Genomic DNA, 21,919 nt, shown 5'->3' with positions numbered 1-21,919 from the left:
CTATCGGAACCAAAAAAATCCCCTGTTGCGAACACCGGATGTGAACTGCAACAGGGGATCTGTACTCATAGGCTTTCGAACTCGGCTGACTAAATGTCTACGTGAGTCGGATCCAAGACTCGACGCAAGAAGTCCTGAGTACGAGGCTGCTGAGGGTTACCGATGACCTCCGAAGCCTTACCTTCTTCCACAACAACACCGCCGTCCATGAAGACCACACGGTCAGCGACTTCCTTGGCGAAAGCCATTTCGTGAGTCACCACCAACATGGTCATGCCGGCCTGCGCTAGGCTCTTCATGATGGCCAAGACTTCACCCACGGTCTCCGGGTCCAACGCACTAGTTGGCTCATCAAAGAGCATCAGGGTTGGTTCCATGGACAGTGCGCGGGCGATCGCCACACGCTGTTGCTGACCGCCAGAAAGCTGATCCGGGTAGCGCTCACCAAAATCGCCTAGACCTACGCGTTCAAGGTGGCTTTTAGCGATCTTTTGCGCATCAACCTTCTTCCGCTTGAGCACCTTGATGGGTGCGACGGTGCAGTTTTCCAACACCGTGAGGTGCGGGAACAGATTGAACTGTTGGAAAACCATGCCCACCTTTTGGCGCATCTTATCCAGGTTCACCTCAGGGTCAGTGGCATTAAAACCACCGACCAGAATGCTGCCACCGTTAGGCTGCTCCAGAAGATTCACGCAACGCAACAAAGTGGACTTACCGGAACCAGAAGGACCGATCAGGCAAACCACTTCACCCGGGGCAACGTTTAGATCAATGCCCTTGAGAACCTCATTTGAGCCGTAGGACTTACGCAGTCCAGAGATTTCCACGCCGGCGGCGTTGACCGAAATTTGATTTGTGTCAGTCGACATTTTGAATTCCTAACTACCGCTTGGTCTTCGCTGCGCGGGATTCGAATTTACGAGCTACCAAGCTCAGCGGGATGGTGATCACCAGGTAGAACAAACCAGCAACCACCAAAGGCGTGAGCCCGGCGTCCAGCTGAGAGATGCCGTCGCGACCGAATTTTGTCATCTCGTACTGCGCCATTGCAGCGCCAAGAATGAAGGCCAGCGAGGTGTCCTTGGTGAGCAAGATGATTTCGTTAGTCATCGGCGGCAGAACAATCTTGAACGCCTGTGGAATCACGATGGTGAGCATGGCGCGCCACGCGGGCATGCCCAGCGAGCGTGCTGCTTCAGTCTGTCCCTTAGGCACAGCCTGTAGGCCAGCGCGGAGGGTTTCGGCGATGTATGCGGCGGAAACTAGACCCAAAGCGCACATCACATTGACCGGCTGTGGCCACTGAGTTCCAAAGGCCTGAGGCAAACCAAAGCCGAAAGCAAGCAGTACCAGAATGGCCGGGATGCCACGGAAGAATTCAATAAACGCGGTAGCGAACCAACGGTAGGGCGCAAAGGACGCCATCTTCATCAGAGCCAGCAAAAGGCCCAGAGCAAGGCCAAAAGCGAAGGAAATGATGGTGTAGAAGATCGTATTCTTCAGACCGACCAGAATCATGTCTGGGAACATCGGGCCAAGTTTGTTGAAGGAGAAGAAAGCATAACCGGCTTTCTTCCAATCAACGATCGCAATCAACGCAATGATGATGGCGACGAAAAGAACTATTTGAATAGTCTTGCTCATGCGGGCACGTTGACTAGTCGTCATTGCCATGGGGTGAACCTCTCGTAAAGGTAGCGGGGGTTCGGCCAACAACGAAGTTCGTGTTTCTTCGTTGGGCTTGAACCCCCGCCTGGTAAATCTAAAGTGAAGCTAGCGAAGAATTACTTTTCGCCGAACCACTTCACGGTTAGTTCTTCCATGGTGCCGGCATCGGTTAGGCGCTTGAGGGTGCCGTCAACGAGTTTGAGGGTGTCTGCCTTGTCCTTAGGCACAGCAACGCCCAGCTGCTCGCCGGTCTTGAAATTGGCCACAGCTTTGTAATCTGGCTTGTCCTTCACTGCGTAGCCAAGAACTGACTGGTTACCTAGAACTGCATCAACCTGACCTGCCAGCAATGCTTGGGTCTGTAGGCCCGCATCTTCGTAGCCAACCAGGTTCTTCAGACCCTTTTCCTTGCCGTATTTTTCACCGGTGGTGGCCTGCTGGACGCCGACTTTCTTGTCGGTGGCTGAAGCCAAATCGGTGATGCCCGAGCCGTTCTTGGCGATCAGAACAAGGTCATCGTCCATATATGGCGTGGAGAAATCCATCTTGGCCTTGCGGGCATCGGTGATGGAGATCGACGAGATAGCGATATCGCACTGGGTGCTGAACAGACCTGATTCGATGGAGTCAAAGCTGGCGTCGATGACGTTCAGATCCAGCTTGGCGTCCTTGGCAATTTCTGCGGCGACGTCCATATCGAAGCCGACGTTCTTGCCGTCCTTGACGAATTCAAATGGCTCGTACGGAATATCCGAGCAAATGGTCAGCTTGCCCTGATTGAGCGGGAATCCTGAAGCATCCGCAGATGGTTCGGAGCTGCTATCGGAACCGCAGGCGGTTAGTGCCATCAGGGCTACTGAGCTCAGAGCGATAGCGGCGGCGAATTTTTTCTTAGGGCTACGCATAGGATCAAAACCTACTTTCGGTTATTGCGAGTGGATCACTGCGATGCCACAATCATAACCGCGCTAACACCACCACGAGACGCACTTCACACAAGTGTCATCGAGGGCAAGGAAAATTTACGCTGATGAAACATGGCCCGAAACATTTGCGTACAAACGTGAGCTGCGTCCTACTCCGCACCTAATGCTTGGCGCATGGGGCGCATCTTTGCCCAAGACTCCGCCAATTCATCTTCCGGCACTGAACCGGGAACAATCCCGCATCCGGCGTACAGGCGCATCAGCTTTTCGTCTTCCAAGATTCCGCCACGAAGTGCAATGCCAAATTCACCGTCGCCTCGGCTATCGACCCAACCCACAGGCCCGGCATACGGTCCGCGGTCCAGGCCTTCTAGCTCACGCAATAGCACTCCAGCCTTCTTGGTTGGAGTTCCGCAGACTGCGGCAGTGGGATGGAAAATTTCGGCCACGTCTAGAGCCGAAGGTAAGGAGCCGGTTGCATCGGCACGCAATTGTGCCCGAACGTCGCTGGCCAAATGCCAGACGTTGGGTAGCTGGAGAATAAATGGTTCTTTGGGTGCGCTCATGCCATGGGAAATGGGATTTAGGGAATCAGTGAGCGAATCAATGGCAAGCTGGTGCTCGTTGCGCTGCTTGGGATCCTCAAAGAGTCGGTGCTGGGCAAATTCTGGATCCTTCGCACCGGCGGCCGCGCGATCCAAAGTGCCGGCAAGCACTCGCGCTTCGGCCAGCCCATCGGTGACGCGAACCAACATTTCAGGGGTGGCGCCAACCAAGCCATCAACGCTGTAGGTCCAGCAGTCCGCGTAGCGTTCGGTCAGAGCATGAACCACGCCCGAGAGGTCAATGGGTGCAGAACTTTGCGCCAGAACGTCGCGAGCCAAAACAAGTTTGGAAATGCCACGTTCTTCAAAATGTCCCAGCGCTTTGCGTACGGCCTCAACGTAGGACCCGGCGGTGAGTTGACCGCTGGTGAGTTTGATGGCTCCCGGAGTCGTTGCGGGGATGGCAGCATCGCTCATGGCTGCGGTAGCACGGGCCAATGCCTGATCGTAGCTGATGCCTTGAACTTCATCGGGCGTCCCGGTAACGGTGATCCAGGCCCCGTGTTCGTCCTTGCCGATCACCAATTGCGGAATGATCATGCGTGATTCAAAGACGCTCGTAAAGGAGAAGGCGAATGATCCAAAGCTGAGAAGACCGCTGCCTGGACGACTGATGGGGTCAATGATCTGCGCGTTCTCTACGACCTTGGCAAACCATGCGCGAGCCCGGGCAAAGCGTTCTTCACCATGGGTGTGCAAGCGTGCAGCTGTACCAAAACCAACCAAGCCGTGAGAGTTACGGGTCCACACTAGGCTTCGGTGACGCAATGAGTCGCTAAGCAACGTTTGTGGTGCGTCACGGTATTCGAACGTGACGCTGGTGAGGCTTGGAGCTATCAGCTGGTGGGCGCTGGCGCTAAGAACGGACGAATCTGCAGACATGATATGGCTAAGCCTACCGCGGGATGCCGGGGGATTAGGGGCGCAGGTGTTCCCAGTCACGAGTGTGAGATATGGCGGGTCTGGCTACATGTGCCCTGTTGAGCCGGTAAACTCGAGCACGAACTGCTAGGGCGCTGGTCAACGGACCTGTTATCGGTACGTCGTGCCAACAACCAGCGGTGGACAGCATCGGCTAGAGTGAAGAGAAGTTTGTCTGTATTTTTACAGATGTAGAAGTCTTCGCATTCCGCGATGGCCGCCCCGATGAAAGATAAGTAAGCCGTAGAACAGTGACTGATTCCAAGAGCAACTGGACCGCAGCCGGGCATGAAGTGTCTGACTCGATTGAGCTGAATCCTGAAACCGCTGCATTAGCTGCGGCTATCAATCTTCCCTCGGGCTTTGCCATGCTAGCCGAGGACCCGGACTTTGGACCGGCAATTTCCATCGGTATGGCAAAGGTCGAGAAGCTTTTGCGCGATGCGCTAGCTAACTCTGATCCCTTGATTGATGCCTCCAGCCGACACCTGGTTGAAGCGGGCGGAAAGCGCGTGCGCCCACTGCTGGTGTTGCTGACTTCGCTATTAGGCCACGGTGTGACCGACGAGGTGATCAAGTCTGCTGCCATCGTAGAACTCACTCATCTAGCCACTCTGTATCACGATGACGTAATGGACTCAGCTCCACTGCGCCGAGGTGCACCCACTGCCCACGAGGTTTGGGGTAACTCCGTTGCGATCTTGGCTGGCGACCTGATCTTCGCTCGCGCTTCAGTTTATGGTGCGGATCTTGGCCCGGAAGCGGTCATGTGGCAGTCGCGGACTTTCGAGCGTTTGTGCCTGGGGCAGCTACACGAATCCATTGGCCCGCGCGAAGGCGACGACGCCATCGAGCATCACATTCAGGTCATTAGCGATAAGACCGCCTCCTTGCTTTCCACTTCGGGCGCTTTTGGTGCTCGTTTTGGTGGCGCTCCAGAATTTATCGACGTGCTGCGTGAATATGGTGAGAAGGTCGGTGTGGCCTTCCAAGTTGCTGATGACGTTATTGATCTGTCATCCGCCAAGGCTGATTCCGGTAAGACTCCGGGCACCGATCTTCGTGAAGGTGTTCCGACGCTGCCAATTCTGCTTCTTCGCCAGGCTGCTGACGCAGGAGACGAGCAGGCGCAGGCCGCCGTTGCTCTGGTCGATTCGGATCTAACATCCGATGAAGCACTAGCTGAAGCAGTAGCGGCTGTGGGCGCCCACTCGGCATTGCATGACGCGTGGAAGGTTGCTCGTCAGTGGGCCGACTCCGCCATCGAAGCATTGGCGCCACTGCCTGAAGGTACCGTCAAGCAGGCCCTGATCTCCTTCGCTGACGCAGTAGTGACTCGCGACGCCTAAATAATTCAAAACAGAAATACCCTTGAAAACCGTAAGGTTTTCAAGGGTATTTCTGTTTTGGATGATCTTTAGATCAACGAACGATCATCGATGTATCAAGTGATTCGGGATGCTCCGGGCTGAACAGAGCCTCGCGTAGTTCCCGAGCTTTCACCGCGCGCTCTTGGACGGAAACTCGGTGACGGAGCTGTTGGTACAACTGGTCATCGTGATATCGCGGAAAAACGTGCTGATGGTAATGCCAGACATGCTGATTACCCGCAGGTTCATTGTGCTGACGGGTGCTCGTGCCCTCAGGATTCCAAGCCAGCTTCATGGCTAGGGCCACGCGCTTGGTTTCCTTCATGATGGCCGCACTGGTGGCGTCATCCAAGTCGTAGAGGGCTTCCAGATGTCCGGTGGGAATGACCATGGCGTGCCCACCGTAGTTCCCAAACCCATCACAGGCCATGATGACCGCTACCAAGTCCGTCTGATAAATCAGATCACTAGGCGCGCAAAGGTTATCGCGGCTGAACGGCAAGTCCAATACCAGCTCACAAAAGGGGCATTGGTAACCGTCTGGTTGATGGGAATGGTGGAGCACTAGTCCTCCAGTTCGGCTGCCAGCTCGTCAAAGACCCAGGTGAACATGTCTAGCGTAAATTCGCTGAAGGTTCCTTCTTCGCTAGTCCAGGTACCTTTGGCGTTGTTGCGACGGTAGACGATTGGATCTGGAACATCTAGCTGGGAAGCTTTGAAACCCCAGACAAATTTCTCTTCTTCATCTTCCAAGAACAGCAGGTATCCGTCTTCAATCTCCAACTCTTCAGGGTCGAAGAAGTAGTGATAGGCCTCCATGAAGTCTTCATTGTTGCCTAGGGCGCGGAAGAACTCTTCGAGGACAAAAGGAATCGACACCTTGGACTGGGCGAGGCCTTCGCTCAGCTCTTCGCTGTTCAACCCGTCTGCTTCATTCCACTGGTCCTCCAAGTATTTGGGAACCAGGGAGCAGAACTTCTCTAGAAACATGTCAGCCATGTCTTTATCCTATCGAGATTAGCCAAGTTCTAGTGCGCTTAACGCGATCCAGAGCTGAACTCGGTCACTTGTCACATTTGGGTCGTAGCCTGAAAGCTCAGAGATCTGTTGCATGCGATAGCGCACCGTATTGCGGTGCAGCCCCAAGGCATCTGCCACGGCGCCGACGGACCCATCTCTGTTTAGGTATTCACGCAAAGTCAGCAGCAAGTCCGATTCATGGGTGGAATCAAAGTCTTGTAGTGGTCCGAGGGCCTCTGCAGCCAAGTCTTGTAATGGAACATCGCGGGCGGCAAGCAGCAAAGAGGTCAAAGAAAGTTTGGTGGGCACATTCACGCGTTCACCGTGGCGCAGAGATTCCAGCGCTTCAAAGTAGCTCCAACGAATACCGGTGGTATTCGAATACCGTCCGCCATAGCCCACACGTGCAGGAATTCCGGCAGCCACCAAGTACTCGTCTAGGTGCTTGATGGAAAGCTGCACCTTGCTATGCGCAACGATCACCGCCAGCCTGCCCTCCATCATGGCAGAAACTTGGGACGATAAATCTGCTGGTAGGGGGAGCGTCTGAAGTCGTTCGGCCTGTGCTGAAGCCTGAACCAGGATCACCGCATGTTCGCGTTGTGGGTTCAGCCCCAACGCACCGAGACGCCCTGCAGCATCGGCGCCAACTAAGGTGCCGGCTGCAAGGTCGGCCAGAACCTGTCCGTTGGCCTGGCGCTGGGAGGCTCGAAGGCGCGACTTATTAGCCATTTCCAAACCAATGAGGGATTGTGCGTAGTCCACCACCGGGTCATGGACGTAAGGCTCGGCTAGGTGGAGGATGCACTTGTCACGTTCACCAGTCGCCACCGGACGTTCATGCCAGGTGCGCTGCGGGTCGTAGTCGCCACTGATCACTTCCCCGTGCAGGCTCAACGCCACATCGGTGCGGATCATCTTTGCCAGTTCCTCAAGCATGCTGTCTAAATCAGAGGAGAGGAGTGAGCGAGCCAATTTTTGGTGAGCCTTTAGTAGGCTCTCAACTCGCTTGAGGTGATCGGCATTGAGCGCCTCGGCGATCAATCGGGTAATTGATGCAAAGGGAATCTGATACGGGACTTCAAAGACCGGCAGGCCGACTTCGCGGGCGGCAACCAAGGTAGCTTCTGGGACGGCGGCATGTTCCAATCCGGTGCCAAAGCCCAGTGCAACAGCATCATTGGCCGCGAGGATCCGAACGAATTCACGTTGGGCCGCCTTGGTTTTTTGACGCACTCCGGTGGTTAGTACGATTTCTCGACCGGTGAGGAAACGAGAAGGGTCGAGCTGCTCGGTGATGGCGCCCCAAGTGATAACCATGGTGTCTCGATGAGCGTGCTCGGTCATCGGCTTAAGGTTGAGCTCGTCATGCTCTAAGAGTCCGCGTAAACTAATTGCCATGCAGCTATTCTAGTTGGGTCACGGATAGTTCCCATTTCAGCAAATTGCTCAAATAATGGACACACGGGGCTAAAAATTGACCACAATGTGAACTTTTTGCAGTAGCTTGGATTCATGAGCACTCCATCTTCAACACAGGGCGCTCCACTCGCATCTGAAAAGCGTGAGACTTTCTCATCCCGAAAGCTCTTCATCCTTTCTGCGGTTGGTTCGGCCGTTGGTCTGGGAAACATCTGGCGTTTCCCCTACGTTGCCTACGAAAACGGCGGCGGCGCATTCCTGATCCCTTACTTGGTTGCAATTCTTTGCGCCGGTATCCCACTACTCTTCCTCGACTACTCCATTGGTCACCGCTATCGCGGTTCGGCCCCGCTGGCGTATCGACGCGCAAATCGTAAGACCGAAATGCTCGGTTGGTGGCAGGTATTGATCTGCTTCGTGATTGCCATCTACTATGCAGCGATCATTGCCTGGGCTGCCATGTACTGCTGGTTCTCGATCACCAAGGCCTGGGACAAGAACGCTGACGGAGCCGAAGGCTTCTTCATGCAGGACTTCCTACAGGTCTCGGATACCGTGGGCGTCTCCTTCGACTTTGTTGGCCGCATCTTCGTGCCAATGCTGATCGTTTGGCTGGTCACCATGGTGATCATGATTGCCGGTGTGAACAAGGGTATTTCTCGCGCCAACGCGGTCTTCATGCCACTGCTGATCGTCATGTTCGTGATTCTGGTTGTTCAGTCCGTCTTCCTGCCAGGAGCTATCGACGGCCTGAATGCCTTCTTCACCCCGAACTTCGAAGCGCTGCAAAACCCGGCTGTATGGGCTGCGGCCTTTGGCCACATTTTCTTCTCGCTATCGGTAGCCTTCGGCATCATGGTCACCTACTCCTCATACATGAAGCGCAAGAGTGACTTGACCGGTTCTGGCTATGTTGTTGCTTTCGCTAACTCGGGCTTCGAGCTGCTCGCAGGTATCGGTGTGTTCGCTGCCTTGGGCTTCATGGCACACAATGCCGGCTCCAGCGTTGATGATGTGGCCACCAGTGGTATTGGTTTGGCGTTCATCGCTTTCCCAACCATCGTGTCCCAAGCACCACTGGGCGGTTTGATCGGTGTGCTGTTCTTCGGCTCCCTGGTTTTCGCCGGTTTGACTTCACTGATCTCCATTCTTGAAGTGATCGTCGCAGCCTTCCAAGACAAGCTGGGTTGGAAGCGTACCCCGGCCACCTTGGTTGTTGTTCTTCCTGTCGCACTGATTTCGTTGATTCTCTTCCCAACCACCACCGGTTTGTACCTGCTGGACACCATGGACGCATTCGTGAACCAGTTCGGCATCCTCGCTTGTGCACTGGTCATGGTGATCGTCTTTGGTGCGGGTCTTGGCATGCTGCCAAAACTGGCCAAGCACATGAACCGTCACAGCTCCATCAAACTGGGCACCGGTTGGAAAGTCTTGGTTGGTGGCATCGGTCCGGCAGCGCTGGGCTACATGCTCATCAATGAAGTGCAGTCCAAGATCAACGAACCATACTCGGGCTACCCAACCTGGTTCAACGGGATCTTCGGTTGGGGCATGGCTGGCGCACTGATCGTTGGTGCAGTACTGATGTCTTTGATCCCATGGGGCAAGAACTCGAAAATCAATGATCCAGAGTTTGATCAGCACAAGGCCAATGTCAACGCTGAAGAACTTCCCGAACCAGCCGGAAAGGAATACTAGTCATGAGCGGTATCGCAATTGTCTTCATGATCATTTCCATGCTGACCATCTGGGGCGGCCTGGCTGTCTCACTGATCAACTTGTCTCGTCACCCCGAAAAGGATGATGACCACGTGATTGAAACAGCTGAAACTGCGGGCAACCCAAGCCTGTAAATTCGGCACCAAAATAGCAACGCCTCCCTGTTCCAAATCCGATTTGGAACAGGGAGGCGTTGCTGTGCAAATGCACTACCAAAAGCAGAGCTAATTGTGCCAATTTTGCTAGTGGCATAAGGCCGCAAAGAATAGTCTGTTGGTAAGAACACAGTGAGCTGCAAGCTCATAAAACCATAGTGAGAGGACAAGCAGGTGGACGTTACCTACCGCATTGAACAGAAGCGCAAGATCAATGGGCCATTCCCCGGCCCCAAGTCGGAAGAACTCGCCGCACGCCGCGCCAAGGCAGTTGCCGCCGGCGTTGCTTCCAGCCTGCCTGTTTACGCAGCTGACGCAGACGGCGGCATCATCGTTGATGTTGACGGCAACCAGCTGATCGACCTCGGTTCGGGCATTGCGGTGACCACCGTTGGTGCATCCAACCCAGCAGTGGCAAAGGCCGTTGCCGAGCAGGCACAGCGCTTCACCCACACGTGCTTCATGGTCGCTCCTTACGAGAACTACATCGCACTGGCTGAGAAGCTAGCCTCGATAACCCCAGGTGGCTTCGAGAAGCGTGCAGTCTTCTTCAACTCGGGCTCCGAGGCAGTAGAAAACGCTATTAAGGTTGCTCGTGTAGCTACCGGTCGCCAGGCAGTTGTAGCCTTCGATCACGCCTACCACGGCCGTACCAACCTGACCATGGGTCTGACGGCTAAGGCTGCCCCATACAAGCGCGGCTTCGGTCCACTGGCACCGGAGATCTACCGCATGCCAATGAGCTACCCATTCCGCGAAGAGAACCCAAACATCTCGGGCAAGGAAGCGGCAGAGCGCGCTATCTTGGCTATGGAGAAGCAGATCGGTGGCGATCAAATCGCCGCGATCATCATCGAGCCAATCCAGGGCGAGGGTGGCTTCATCGTTCCAGCGACCGGCTTCCTGCCACGTGTTGCTGAATGGGCCAAGGAAAACGGCATCGTCTTCATCGCTGATGAGGTTCAGGCCGGCTTTGCACGCTCCGGTGCATGGTTCGCTTCGGACATCGAAGAGATCGAACCGGATATCGTCACCGTAGCTAAGGGCATCGCCGGTGGTATGCCACTCTCGGGCATCGTGGGCCGCGCCGAACTGCTTGACTCGGTTCACGGTGGTGGCCTGGGCGGCACCTACGGTGGTAACCCAGTTGCTGTTGCTGCTGCGCTGGAGAGCATCAAGTTCATGGAAGAGCAGGACCTGCCAGGTCGCGCCCGCGAAATCGAAGAGAAGTTCTTCGCTCGCTTCACCGCTTTGCAGTCTGCCTTCCCAGCTATCGGTGAAGTCCGTGGCCGTGGTGCGATGATCGCTCTTGAGTTCGTCAAGGCAGGTGGCAAGCAGCCAGACGCCGATCTGACCAAGGCTATCGCTGCTGAGTGCTTGGCTCAGGGTGTTGTGATCCTTACCTGTGGTACCTACGGCAACGTCGTTCGCCTGCTGCCTCCACTGGTCATCGGCGACGAGCTGCTCAACGACGCCTTCGACGTGCTCGAAACTGCGATCCGCAAGCTTGCTGCCTAGGGACTAGCACCTAGCAAATGGATAAAGCTTCGGCCGTTCAACTAGAACGGCCGAAGCTTTTTGCTATCTCTGGTGTGTTTTGAAGGGGTTAGTTGATCTCTACCGGTGCACTCACACGCGGGCCTTTCGGCGCTCGAATCATATCGACCAAGACGAAGATGACAGCGATCCACACCAGCACAAAGCCGATCCAACGTTCGAAAGGCATGTGCTCATGGAAGACCAGCACACCTAAGATGAACTGCAGTAGAGGTGCAATGAACTGCAAGGAGCCGACCGTGCTCAATGGCAGTCGACGGGCCGCACCGCCGAAGAGCAACAGCGGCACTGCGGTGATGATGCCACTAGAAGCCAGCAACAGTACACCGGCGAAGTTGCTATCCAATAGCGTGGAGCCCGAGGTCTGCGACAGCCAGATGACGTAGATGATGGCTAGGGGAGTGAGCCACACGGTCTCGACGGTCAAAGCACCCAAAGCAGTACCCTTGCCGCCGACCTTATTCTTCACCAAGCCGTAGAAGCCGAAGGAGAAGGCAAGCCCCAAAGAAATCCATGGGACCCGGCCGAGGCCAATGGTCAGTACGATAACCGCGATGGTAGCCAGAGCAACAGCGGCCCACTGCAATGGGCGCAGCTTTTCCTTCAACACCAGTACGCCAAGCAAGATCGCGACAATAGGGTTGATGAAATAGCCCAGTGAGGCTTCAAGTACGTGTCCGGTCAGTACAGCCAATGCGTACAGGACCCAGTTACCGGCGATGAGCACGCTGGCCAAAGCCAGCTGCAACATCGTCTTGGAGTCTTTGAACATGGCGAGGAACTGGTGGATTTGCGAGGTGGCCGCAAGCAAGATCAGGCAGAAGATCAACGAGAAGAGAACACGCACGGCGACAAACTCGACGGCGGAAATTTCAGGAAGCAGCAAGAAGTACGCGGGGAGCAGTCCCCAAATCAGGTACGCAGAGGTGCCTTGGATCAAACCATAGCTATGTTCGGAGCGGACGGGTTTGGTAGTGCTTGATGACATTGCGAGTGTACGCTTTCGAGCTTAGGCAAATCAGAATAGGTGGAGATCAGGGGCAAAAATTGCACCTTGCAACTATCAAGGTACAACGTTCAGCAACTCTGAGTATTCCCCGCTGAGCGAACTCTGGGTTGTTGTTCACGTTGGATCAGTCACACCAGTGCAATAAACTGCCTGAACTGGAACGAAGTCACCGTCTGAAACGTTGACTAGACTAGAAATAAGAAAATTTCTCTGAGTCACTTTCAAGGAGTGCGTCACGGTGCATGGACACAATAACGGACTGAAAACAGCCCTGTTGCTCGGTGGAATGTTTGCCCTGCTGCTGGCTATCGGTTCGCTCATTTCGGTGGGGACCGGACGGTCCATGTTCATCTGGGTCTTCGCCCTAATCGGTGTGGGAACTACTGCTTATGGTTACTGGAACAGTGACAAGCTTGCCCTGCGCTCAATGCATGCTTATCCAGTGAGTGAAGCTGAAAATCCGATGATGTACCGGATCGTGCGCGAGTTGTCGATGAACGCTCAACAGCCAATGCCGCGACTGTACATCTCGCCAACCTCCTCACCGAACGCTTTTGCGACCGGGCGTAACCCGCAGAACTCGGCGGTATGCTGCACCGAGGGAATCCTGCAGCTACTCGATGAGCGTGAGCTGCGCGGTGTTTTGGGTCATGAACTGATGCACGTTTACAACCGAGATATCCTCACGTCCTCGGTTGCAGGTGCCATCGGCGGTGTGATTACCTCTATCGCCCAGTTCTTGATGTTCTTCGGTGGTGGCGGCAGCAATGAGAACCGTAACGTGAACCCGATTGCCCTGATCGCTTTGTCGCTCCTAGCGCCATTGGCTGCATCGGTGATTCAGATGGCAGTGAGCCGTACCCGTGAATACGATGCGGATGAGGACGGGGCAAAGCTGACCAATGATCCGCTGGCGCTGGCTAGTGCGTTGCGCAAGCTTGAGTCGGGCATCTCCCAAGCGCCGTTAGCTGCCAATGACCAGAAGCTGGTCAACAGCTCGCACTTGATGATTGCGAACCCATTCGGCTCGCGTTTGAAGCAGATGTTCTCTACCCATCCTCCAATGGATCAGCGTATCGCTCGCCTAGAGGCTATGGCTGGTGGCCGCCAGTACTAGGAACCCACTGAACAAATCGAATAAAGGCTATCTCTCAAGTTTTCTGAGAGATAGCCTTTGACGTTAACAGATGCATCTTTCAACGTAGTGGGGAGGAAGAATATCTCTCGATCTAAAGCGCAATTCCCGGGCCTGCATCATTCCATCATTGGTCGCTTGACCACAGGTATCTTCAAATTTGGGCTCGCAGCGTTGCTCCTTTGGGGTGTCAGAGAATTCATGAGTAACCAGCGGCCACTGGATCAGCTGATGCTCACCCTGCTAGTAGCGTTCCTTATTGCGGAGATATCAGCCGTCTTAGTCGAACGACCTATCGTGGTCAGAAGAAATCGGTCCAACCCAGGTGGATGGGTTTACGCCACTGCTCCACTCGTAGTGGTTGCGATCATCAGTTTCGTTGTTTCCTATCTCGTAACTCAATCGCTGAGCGACACGATACTCATTACCGGTGTTCTTTTGGTCTGCAATGTCACCGAGATGCTGTTTCTCAAGACCTGGGTCCCGGGGCCAACACCAGAAGAAGAGCATGAGAAGTTCAATGAATTTCGAGCGATGACCAAAGAACACTTTGCTGACGATGTCGAGGAAATCAAGCGCCGTGCCCGCAAAAAGTCACGAGAGTAGGTACTACGCAACGAGAGATCCAGATGAAGCTAAAGTCAAAGGCCCCGATAGCGAATAAGTTCGTTGAATACAACTATGGAGACGGCCTTCCACCAAAAGGTGGTAGACCGTCTCCATTGAATTACCAGCTATAAGCAGCCGCTAGAGACCTAGCGGAAGTTCACGAACTGGAGGTCTGCTTCTTCGAAGTCACGCAACAGTGCCATGGTGGTCTGTAGATCATCACGCGACTTTGAAGAAACGCGAAGCTCGTCACCCTGAATGGTGGACTTTACGCCCTTAGGAGCCTCATCGCGGATGAGCTTGTTGATCTTCTTGGCGACATCTTGTGCGATGCCTTCCTTGATGCTGGACTCAATGCGGTATTCCTTACCGGAGGCAAAAGGCTCTCCGGAATCCAAGGACTTCAGCGAGATGCCGCGCTTGACCAACTTGGACTGGAAAACATCAAGTACCGCGTTGACGCGTTCTTCTGAGTTTGCCTTCATTAGGATCTTCTCGCCGCTGAAATCAACTTCAGCGCCAACACCCTTGAAGTCGTAGCGCTGGGCAATTTCTTTCTGCGCCTGGTTCATCGCGTTAGCGACTTCCTGGCTATCAACTTTGCTGACGACGTCGAATGTGGAATCACTAGCCATGTGAATACTCCTAGCTATAACGGGTCTTATTCGTTTCATAGCCTACCCGTTTTAGGCCTCAAATTCGGGCTGTGATCAGGCTTACAGGCAAAAGGGGCTCCTCGATTTCACATCATCGAAAATCTCCTGTAGAGTTATTTCTCGTTCCGACAAGAACAAACGTTCTTCAACGAACCATCTCGGCAGATTACCCGAGTGGCCAAAGGGGGCTGACTGTAAATCAGCTGGCAACGCCTTCACTGGTTCGAATCCAGTATCTGCCACAAAAACTCCCGGATCTTTGATCCGGGAGTTTTTTGCATCTCCGCAAGTTTTCACCGTGATGTGGATCTATTCCCGGACTCAATCAAGATCACTTTTCTACGTATTTCACCTAAAGTTCGGATACCGTATAGGCATGGCTACTAGAAATGTGAGCGAAGATGACTTCGCACAGGTGATTGAAGACAACGATATCGTCCTCGTGGATTTCTGGGCAGACTGGTGCGGACCGTGCAAGCAGTTTGCGCCTGTTTATGATCAGACCTCAGATAAGTTCACTGACGTTGTTTTTGCCAAAGTGGACACCGAAGCTGAACAGGGTCTTGCACGTGCAGCGAACGTGACGTCGATTCCAACCATCATGGCTTTCCGTGAACAGGTACTAGTCTTCTCGCAGGCCGGTGCTTTGAACCAGCCACAGCTCGAAGATCTCGTCACGGCAGTTAAAGGCATCGACATGAGTGAAGTGCATAAGCAGATCGCTGAAGAAGCAGCCCAGGCCGACTCCTAAAACCGCCGTCAAGTTTCGGGCCTTACCTCTGGCGGTGATCCAACGGGGCATAACGTGGCCCGAAGCTTTGTTTGCGTTCACCGGAGAGCAATAATAGCCGCACGATTCGCTGTCGATGCGGTGCGTAGGGAGCTAAAAGCTCCAACATTTGCTGATCAGTAATTCGCTTGCCGGTCAGAACCTGACCAACAAAGTGGGCCAAGTGAAAGTCGCCCACCGAAATATGGTCTGAAGAACCGTGGGAGCGCTGGAGTATCTCTGCGATGGTCCACGGGCCAATGCCTGGGACGGAGCCTAATGCCGCTTCCAAAGTCCCCGGCGCTTTGGCTGATGGCTTTGCCTGACCCAGCGGCTGATCTGCCCACCAGTTAACTGCACGAGCTACCGACACAAATTTTCTGATGGTCGTGGCTCGTTGTCCTTCCACCCGTGCCTGCTGCCAGTCCCAGCGCTGCATCTGTGCCAGATCTTGCGGGGAAGGAAAAATCTTCAGTCCCTCCGGTGCTGGACCAGGGGCGGGCTGACCGAAGTGGTGAATGAGCCAACGCCATGCATGGTTGGCTTCTATGCCAGTGACACGTTGCTCAAGGATGGCACCTATCGCGTGTTCAAAGATTCTTCCGGTTTTTGGAAACACAAGATCTGGATGCTCGGCACGGGTCCTGGCAACTATTTCTGGATAGAATCCGGCACTAATAGCTTCATCAAATTCGCTCCAGTCATCCGAGGCGCCCAAAAGATTCGGTGCTGAATCGATAGCCCATGGAGCACCTGGCCCCCAGGCTTCGAAGGTAGCGGTACCTTGGCGCAGTGGTTTAGAAATATGTAGGGTTGCCGGGCCAAGTTCAGTGGCAAAGGCCAACCACGCTTCGCTCTCTGAGAGCCGAATCGTCGGGTCTGAGATGCCGCGACGCAGAATGCCCAAGGACTTGGTCAGCGATACTGGACCCTCGGGGGTGAAGCTTGCGCTCCAAGATTTCTGCATATTACGCATCCTATAACCGGAACCTGAAAAGTGTTTTCAGGATTTGCTCTAGCACTGATAGAAACATCACGTCTACTGCATGACGTTTCACTACGATCGGCAAGGACAAGTGTGACAACCGCCGGTAAAGTTCTTGACATGAAGTATGCTTCCACTGTTCTTGATCTGATCGGTAATACGCCACTTGTAAAGCTCAACAGCGTTACCGACGGAATCAAAGCCACCGTATTGGTCAAACTCGAATACCTGAATCCAGGCGGATCCATCAAAGACCGCATTGCGTTGAAGATGGTCGAACGCGCTGAACAGTGTGGCCAGCTCAAGCCCGGAGGCACCATCGTGGAGCCAACCAGCGGCAATACCGGCGTAGGCCTTGCAATGGTCGGCCAGCTCAAGGGCTACAAGACCATCTTCGTTACTCCGGATAAGGTGGGCGAAGAAAAGCGTGATGTGCTTCGTGCCTATGGTGCCGAAGTGGTGGTCACTCCTACCGCTGTCGCTCCCGATTCTCCAGAGTCCTATTACGGTGTCTCTGATCGTTTAGTCACCGAAATTGACGGCGCCTACAAGCCTGACCAGTTCTCCAACCCTGGTGCACCGGACAGTCACTTCGAATCCACCGGACCAGAGATCTGGAACGACACCGACGGCAAAGTAACCCACGCGGTCATCAGCGCCGGCACCGGAGGAACCATTACCGGCACCGGACGCTACCTCAAGCAGATCTCCGCAGACCGCGCTTCGGGACCAGTGAAAATTATTGCTGCCGACCCCGACGGCTCGGTCTACTCCGGTGGTACCGGACGTCCCTACTTCGTTGAGGGCGTTGGCGAAGACATGTGGCCCGGAAACTATGACCCTTCGGTACCCGACGTGGTTGAGGCGGTCAGCGATGCTGAATCATTTGAAATGACCCGTCGCCTAGCGAAAGAAGAAGGACTGCTACTTGGCGGTTCCTCGGGCATGGCCGTGGTCGCTGCCCTGCGTACAGCCCGTGAGCTGAGCGAAGACGATGTTGTTGTAGTGATCGCTCCCGATGGTGGTCGTGGCTACTTGGCCAAGATCTTCAACGACAGCTGGATGCTGGAACAGGGATTCACTACCGACGAATACTCGGCTCTTGACTTCATCGGCTCAGCGCTCTCAAAGCAAGGCACGGAAATAATCGACGAGAACGCGACGTTGTTAGAAGCAGCAAAAGCTTTACGTGAAAACGGTGCCGACGCACTGGTTGTGGCAACCTCAGCGTTGCCAGCACGCATTGGCGAAGTACGCGGAGTGATTGGTGCCAGCAGCATTACCGACGCATTACTCGGCGGCGCAGAAGCAACGAGCACCATCAAGGATCTTGGCGATCTGCCCAAGCCGCTCATCGGGGTCGCTGACACCCTGGAGAACGCCCAAGAACTACTCAAAAGACATCCCGCAGTGCTGCTGACCAAGGGTGGCGAGGTCATCGCCGGCGCCACCGCAGCAGACCTGTTGGCCTACACAACTCGCTAAAGAATTCACCAAAGGACTGATATCGATGACTGAAAATACTCAAGGATCAAACACTCGCTTCGTCCACGTGGGTCAGGAATTTGAGCCGAACACCGGTGCGGTAGTTCCACCACTGCATTTCTCGACCACCTATGCGCAGGACGGCATTGGTAACTTGCGCAACGGCTACGAATACGGCCGTGGCGGCAACCCCACTCGTGATGCACTGCAGGCTCAGCTTGCTGGCGCCGAGTTCGGCACCCATGCGTTCTCTTTCGGTTCCGGCTTAGCTGCCGAAGACTCCTTGATTCGTGCCATTCTGCGCCCGGGGGACCACATTGTTCTTGGTAACGACGCCTATGGTGGAACGTTTCGTTTGATCGACCGTGTGCTCGGTGACTGGGGCATTGGTAATACTCCGGTAGACATGAGCAACGAGGCTGACTTGGCTGCGGCAATTGAAAAGAACAAGGCCAAGCTGGTCTGGGTCGAGACCCCATCGAACCCAATGATGACCATAACCGACATTGCTAAGGTTGCGGACATTGCTCACGCAGCCGGCGCACTGTTGGTTGTCGATAACACCTTCGCCAGCCCCTTCCTTCAGCAGCCACTGACCTTGGGCGCTGACATTGTGGTTCACTCAACCACCAAGTACATCGGTGGTCACTCCGACGTTGTGGGCGGTGCGGTTATCGTCAAGGACGCTGCGCTGGCCGAGAAGATCGGGTTTATCCAGTTTGCCGTTGGTGCAGTTTCTGGCCCAATGGATGCCTTCCTGACTACCCGTGGTCTCAAGACCTTGGGCGTTCGTATGCGTGCGCACAGCGAAAACGCGGCGCAGGTGGCCCAATGGCTTCGTGAGCGCAGCGAAGTTGAGCGGGTCCTGTACCCAGGGTTTGAAGATCACCCGGGCCACGAGATTGCTAAGAAGCAGATGAGCGACTTCGGCGGCATGGTGTCGGTACAGTTCACCGGTGGTGAAGCGGCAGCACGCAAGATTGCCGAGAGCACCAAGCTGTTTACCTTGGCTGAGTCCTTGGGTGGTATTGAATCATTGATGAACTACCCGTCTGAAATGACCCACGCTTCGGTGAAGGGGACTGAATTGGCAGTTCCAGTGAACCTGCTGCGCCTGTCGGTAGGCATTGAAGATCCAGCGGATCTGATTGATGACCTTGAGAAGGCGTTTAGCCAGCTCTAAAACGTGCGCAAAGGGCGTGCGGTGCTCTACTTTGGTAGGTCACCGCACGCCCTTTGTCGTACCTGGCTTTGGTATTTGTGCTCTAACGCCGGCGCCGTTTGGGCGGCTTAGGGGAGACGATCTTGAAGTAGTGGTTGCTGCTGGGCAGCCACATGAGCGCCACACAAAACATGATGATGGCAGCTAAAAGTGAGTAGCGACCAAAACGCATCAGTAGTGGGACCGCGGTGATCACCCCGAGCCAAGTCAAATTGGCCCTAGCTGCCCGTTGCCCGGTGAATAGGCGATAGCCCAGCACCCCGCAGGCACAGCCGGCGGCAGCAAAAAATATGGCCAGGGCGATGGCCCCGAACTGCACCGAAACGCCATCGGTTTGCTCATAAATGAGGAATCCGCCAAAGCCTAAAAACAGCACTCCGGCCACTAACCACAGCGTCTGCGCAATGAACAATCCGCTGGGTACAGGCTCATCTGGACGAGATGGCAAAAAGGGAATTTTCACACTATTAACACTACGCGGTTGCTCGCGGTGCCCGATCTCACACGCTCTGGGCACTGACAATTACTGGGCCGACACGTTAGTGTTAAGTGTTCGCGAACATCAGGGTATCCCTTGCATCCAGCCCAATATTTGAGGCTAGAGCCTTCTCGTGTTGTATTTCCGCAAAGTGTGTGCGGTTTCTTATGTCATAGGGGAGCGCTTGATGAGCGTGACTTGTATCTGACTGTGTAGCCTATACGTCGTTTCTTTGGGGACGGCCAAGGCCCATCCCCAACGAATGAGGTAATTCTTCGTGTCTTCTGACATGCCCGTAAACACCGACGACAACCAGACCCCAGAAGAACCAACGGTTCTTTTCTCCGAACTTGGTCTGGATGCCCGTGTGCTTGCATCCCTCGCTGACCTTGGCTACGAAAAGCCATCACCAATTCAGGCAGCAACCATCCCACTTCTTCTCGAAGGCCGCGACGTAGTTGGTCTGGCTCAGACCGGTACCGGTAAGACCGCAGCTTTCGCACTTCCTGCCCTGTCCCGCATGGCAGAACTGGCTGACACCAATGGTCCAGCCAAGACCCCACAGATCCTAGTTCTTGCTCCAACCCGCGAGCTGGCACTTCAGGTAGCTGAGGCTTTCACTTCTTACGCAAAGTACCTGCCAAACTTCACCGTTTTGCCAGTGTACGGTGGCTCGCCATACGGCCCACAGCTCAACGGCCTGCGCCGTGGTGCACAGGTTGTTGTTGGTACCCCAGGTCGTGTTATCGACCACATCAACAAGGGTTCTCTGGACCTGTCCAACCTTCAGTACGTTGTACTGGATGAGGCCGACGAAATGCTGCGCATGGGCTTCGCCGAAGAGGTCGACAAGATCTTGGAAGCAACCCCAGCAGAGAAGCAGGTTGCCCTGTTCTCGGCCACCATGCCACGCACCATCCGCCGCATCGCTTCGGAATACCTGCGCGATCCACAGGAAATTTCGGTTAAGTCCAAGCAGTCCACCGGCACCAACATCACCCAGCGTTACCTGCAGGTTATGGGAGCTCACAAGCTTGACGCCATGACCCGCATCCTCGAATCCGAGTCCTTCGATGGCGTGATCGCCTTCGTTCGTACCAAGATGGCTACCGAGGACCTGGCTGACAAGCTGAAGGCTCGTGGCTTCACCGCGGCAGCAATTAACGGTGACATCCCACAGCAGCAGCGTGAGCGCACCGTGGAGAACCTGCGTTCGGGCAAGATCGACATCCTGGTTGCTACCGACGTTGCAGCTCGTGGTTTGGATGTTGAGCGCATCAGCCACGTCATCAACTTCGACATCCCTCACGACACGGAGTCCTACGTTCACCGCATTGGCCGTACCGGCCGTGCCGGTCGTTCCGGTGACGCGATCTTGTTCATGACCCCACGCGAGAAGTACTTGCTGCGTGCCATCGAAAAGGCTACCCGCCAGCCGGTGACCCAGATGCAGCTTCCTTCCTTGGATTCGGTCAACAACCGTCGTATCCAGAAGTTCACCGATCGCATCGATCAGACCATCAGCGGTCAGGACCTAAGCACCTTCCGCGAAATCGTTGAGAAGTTCGCAGCTGAGCACGAAGACCTGGACCAGCTGGAAATCGCAGCTGCACTGGCTTTGATGGCTCAGGGCGGTCGCCCACTGCTGATGACCGAACCAGTGATTCCTCCTTCTAAGAAGGCCCGCATGGAACGTGGCGACCGCAACGAACGCGGCGGCGACCGCGGTGAGCGTGGCCCACGTCAGCGCAAGACTGCTGCTGAAGGCAACGCCATGTACCGTCTGGCCATCGGCCGCCGCAACCGCGTGCAGCCAGGCTCGATCGTTGGCGCTTTGGCTAACGAAGGTGGCTTCAACTCCTCAGAAATCGGTGGCATTGAGATCCGTTCGGATCACACCCTGGTTGAGTTGCCAGCAGAGCTGAGCAAGGACCAGTGGCGTGCGCTGTCCAAGACCCGTATCGGTGGCGAGCTGATCAGCATGGAGCTGGACTCCGGCCGTAAGCCACGCAATGATGACGATGGTGACCGCGGTGGATTCCGTGGTGGCCGTGGCGGGGACCGCGGTGGATTCCGCGGCGGACGCGGTGGCGGATTCAACGACCGTCGCGGTGGCGGCGAGAAGCGCTTCGGTGGCCGTGGAGGCAAGGATCGTTTCGGTGATTCGGGTCGTAGCGGTGGACGTCGCGACTACTAAGTCAT

Annotated in this window: 21 protein-coding genes and 1 tRNA gene; 11 read left to right on the top strand and 11 right to left on the bottom strand. The window is 55.1% G+C overall.

Translation table 11 applies throughout. From position 1 onward, the window contains the following. Positions 1–89: 89 nt before the first annotated feature. The 4 genes from FJV47_RS08190 to FJV47_RS08175 all read right to left on the bottom strand — a co-directional run bounded on the left by FJV47_RS08190 (position 90) and on the right by FJV47_RS08175 (position 4,084). Positions 90–872, bottom strand: coding sequence for an amino acid ABC transporter ATP-binding protein (locus tag FJV47_RS08190; RefSeq protein WP_159611874.1), 783 nt, complete (start codon positions 870–872; stop codon positions 90–92). A 13-nt stretch (positions 873–885) separates the two neighbouring features. Then, a complete protein-coding gene (locus tag FJV47_RS08185; RefSeq protein ID WP_159611872.1) occupies positions 886–1,677 on the bottom strand; it encodes an amino acid ABC transporter permease in 792 nt (263 codons plus the stop codon). Positions 1,678–1,787: 110 nt separating this feature from the next. Continuing rightward, complete coding sequence (locus tag FJV47_RS08180) at positions 1,788–2,576, bottom strand: ABC transporter substrate-binding protein (RefSeq protein ID WP_159611870.1); 789 nt, start codon at positions 2,574–2,576, stop codon at positions 1,788–1,790. Between the two features lie 170 nt (positions 2,577–2,746). Next, complete coding sequence (locus FJV47_RS08175) at positions 2,747–4,084, bottom strand: isochorismate synthase MenF (protein WP_159611868.1); 1,338 nt, start codon at positions 4,082–4,084, stop codon at positions 2,747–2,749. 290 nt (positions 4,085–4,374) lie between these two features. Between FJV47_RS08175 and FJV47_RS08170 the strand changes: the two genes are divergently transcribed. After that, positions 4,375–5,472, top strand: coding sequence for a polyprenyl synthetase family protein (locus FJV47_RS08170; RefSeq protein ID WP_159611866.1), 1,098 nt, complete (start codon positions 4,375–4,377; stop codon positions 5,470–5,472). A gap of 73 nt (positions 5,473–5,545) precedes the next feature. On the opposite strand, the gene FJV47_RS08165 is transcribed toward FJV47_RS08170, so the two are convergent. Genes FJV47_RS08165 through FJV47_RS08155 form a run of 3 tightly spaced genes read right to left on the bottom strand, consistent with a single transcriptional unit; the run spans position 5,546 to position 7,914 of the window. Beyond that, positions 5,546–6,058 carry an HIT family protein gene (locus FJV47_RS08165; protein ID WP_159611864.1) on the bottom strand — a complete coding sequence of 171 codons (513 nt, stop codon included), beginning with the start codon at positions 6,056–6,058 and terminating at the stop codon, positions 5,546–5,548. Beyond that, on the bottom strand, positions 6,058–6,492 hold the full coding sequence (locus tag FJV47_RS08160) for a hypothetical protein (RefSeq protein ID WP_159611862.1): 435 nt from the start codon (positions 6,490–6,492) through the stop codon (positions 6,058–6,060). Before FJV47_RS08160 ends, FJV47_RS08165 begins: the two co-directional genes overlap by 1 nt. Positions 6,493–6,510: 18 nt before the next feature. Further along, entirely contained in the window at positions 6,511–7,914 is a 1,404-nt protein-coding gene (locus FJV47_RS08155; protein WP_159611860.1) for a PucR family transcriptional regulator, read from the bottom strand. A gap of 114 nt (positions 7,915–8,028) precedes the next feature. Between FJV47_RS08155 and FJV47_RS08150 the strand changes: the two genes are divergently transcribed. The 3 genes from FJV47_RS08150 to gabT all read left to right on the top strand — a co-directional run bounded on the left by FJV47_RS08150 (position 8,029) and on the right by gabT (position 11,330). Then, positions 8,029–9,636, top strand: coding sequence for a sodium-dependent transporter (locus tag FJV47_RS08150; protein WP_159611859.1), 1,608 nt, complete (start codon positions 8,029–8,031; stop codon positions 9,634–9,636). 2 nt (positions 9,637–9,638) lie between these two features. Continuing rightward, on the top strand, positions 9,639–9,791 hold the full coding sequence (locus tag FJV47_RS08145) for a methionine/alanine import family NSS transporter small subunit (RefSeq protein WP_159611858.1): 153 nt from the start codon (positions 9,639–9,641) through the stop codon (positions 9,789–9,791). A gap of 195 nt (positions 9,792–9,986) precedes the next feature. Then, the gene (gabT, locus tag FJV47_RS08140; RefSeq protein WP_159611857.1) at positions 9,987–11,330 is read left to right on the top strand and encodes a 4-aminobutyrate--2-oxoglutarate transaminase; all 1,344 of its coding nucleotides are present in this window, start codon (positions 9,987–9,989) and stop codon (positions 11,328–11,330) included. A gap of 88 nt (positions 11,331–11,418) precedes the next feature. Here the strand turns inward: gabT and rarD are convergent, their stop codons facing one another. Continuing rightward, entirely contained in the window at positions 11,419–12,357 is a 939-nt protein-coding gene (gene rarD, locus FJV47_RS08135; protein ID WP_159611856.1) for an EamA family transporter RarD, read from the bottom strand. A 259-nt stretch (positions 12,358–12,616) separates the two neighbouring features. On the opposite strand from rarD, the gene htpX reads away from it, so the two are divergent. Both htpX and FJV47_RS08125 read left to right on the top strand, forming a co-directional pair. Continuing rightward, a complete protein-coding gene (gene htpX / locus FJV47_RS08130) occupies positions 12,617–13,495 on the top strand; it encodes a zinc metalloprotease HtpX (RefSeq protein WP_159611855.1) in 879 nt (292 codons plus the stop codon). A gap of 219 nt (positions 13,496–13,714) precedes the next feature. After that, positions 13,715–14,119 carry a hypothetical protein gene (locus tag FJV47_RS08125; RefSeq protein WP_159611854.1) on the top strand — a complete coding sequence of 135 codons (405 nt, stop codon included), beginning with the start codon at positions 13,715–13,717 and terminating at the stop codon, positions 14,117–14,119. 149 nt (positions 14,120–14,268) lie between these two features. Here FJV47_RS08125 and FJV47_RS08120 read toward each other — a convergent pair whose 3' ends face one another. Beyond that, positions 14,269–14,757, bottom strand: coding sequence for a YajQ family cyclic di-GMP-binding protein (locus FJV47_RS08120; protein ID WP_159611853.1), 489 nt, complete (start codon positions 14,755–14,757; stop codon positions 14,269–14,271). 181 nt (positions 14,758–14,938) lie between these two features. On the opposite strand from FJV47_RS08120, the gene FJV47_RS08115 reads away from it, so the two are divergent. Next, positions 14,939–15,020: transfer RNA gene (locus FJV47_RS08115), tRNA-Tyr, on the top strand. Positions 15,021–15,154: 134 nt separating this feature from the next. After that, positions 15,155–15,529, top strand: coding sequence for a thioredoxin (gene trxA, locus FJV47_RS08110; RefSeq protein WP_159611852.1), 375 nt, complete (start codon positions 15,155–15,157; stop codon positions 15,527–15,529). A 22-nt stretch (positions 15,530–15,551) separates the two neighbouring features. On the opposite strand, the gene FJV47_RS08105 is transcribed toward trxA, so the two are convergent. Further along, positions 15,552–16,514: a DNA-3-methyladenine glycosylase gene (locus tag FJV47_RS08105; protein WP_159611851.1), complete on the bottom strand. Its 963-nt coding sequence runs from the start codon at positions 16,512–16,514 to the stop codon at positions 15,552–15,554. A gap of 138 nt (positions 16,515–16,652) precedes the next feature. On the opposite strand from FJV47_RS08105, the gene FJV47_RS08100 reads away from it, so the two are divergent. Together FJV47_RS08100 and FJV47_RS08095 are read left to right on the top strand one after the other, a co-directional pair. Next, the gene (locus FJV47_RS08100; protein WP_159611850.1) at positions 16,653–18,017 is read left to right on the top strand and encodes a cystathionine beta-synthase; all 1,365 of its coding nucleotides are present in this window, start codon (positions 16,653–16,655) and stop codon (positions 18,015–18,017) included. A gap of 25 nt (positions 18,018–18,042) precedes the next feature. Next, positions 18,043–19,200: a cystathionine gamma-synthase gene (locus tag FJV47_RS08095; protein WP_159611849.1), complete on the top strand. Its 1,158-nt coding sequence runs from the start codon at positions 18,043–18,045 to the stop codon at positions 19,198–19,200. A gap of 82 nt (positions 19,201–19,282) precedes the next feature. Here FJV47_RS08095 and FJV47_RS08090 read toward each other — a convergent pair whose 3' ends face one another. Then, positions 19,283–19,702, bottom strand: a complete 420-nt coding sequence (locus tag FJV47_RS08090; RefSeq protein ID WP_159611848.1) for a hypothetical protein — start codon at positions 19,700–19,702, stop codon at positions 19,283–19,285. Positions 19,703–20,006: 304 nt separating this feature from the next. On the opposite strand from FJV47_RS08090, the gene FJV47_RS08085 reads away from it, so the two are divergent. Continuing rightward, positions 20,007–21,914: a DEAD/DEAH box helicase gene (locus FJV47_RS08085; RefSeq protein ID WP_159613078.1), complete on the top strand. Its 1,908-nt coding sequence runs from the start codon at positions 20,007–20,009 to the stop codon at positions 21,912–21,914. Positions 21,915–21,919 lie beyond the last annotated feature (5 nt).

The organism is Glutamicibacter sp. JC586 (genome assembly GCF_009805585.1).
Taxonomy (GTDB): Bacteria; Actinomycetota; Actinomycetes; order Actinomycetales; family Micrococcaceae; genus Glutamicibacter.
The sequence above is the reverse complement of the archived record's forward strand: the minus strand, read 5'-3'. Positions and strand labels throughout refer to the sequence as shown.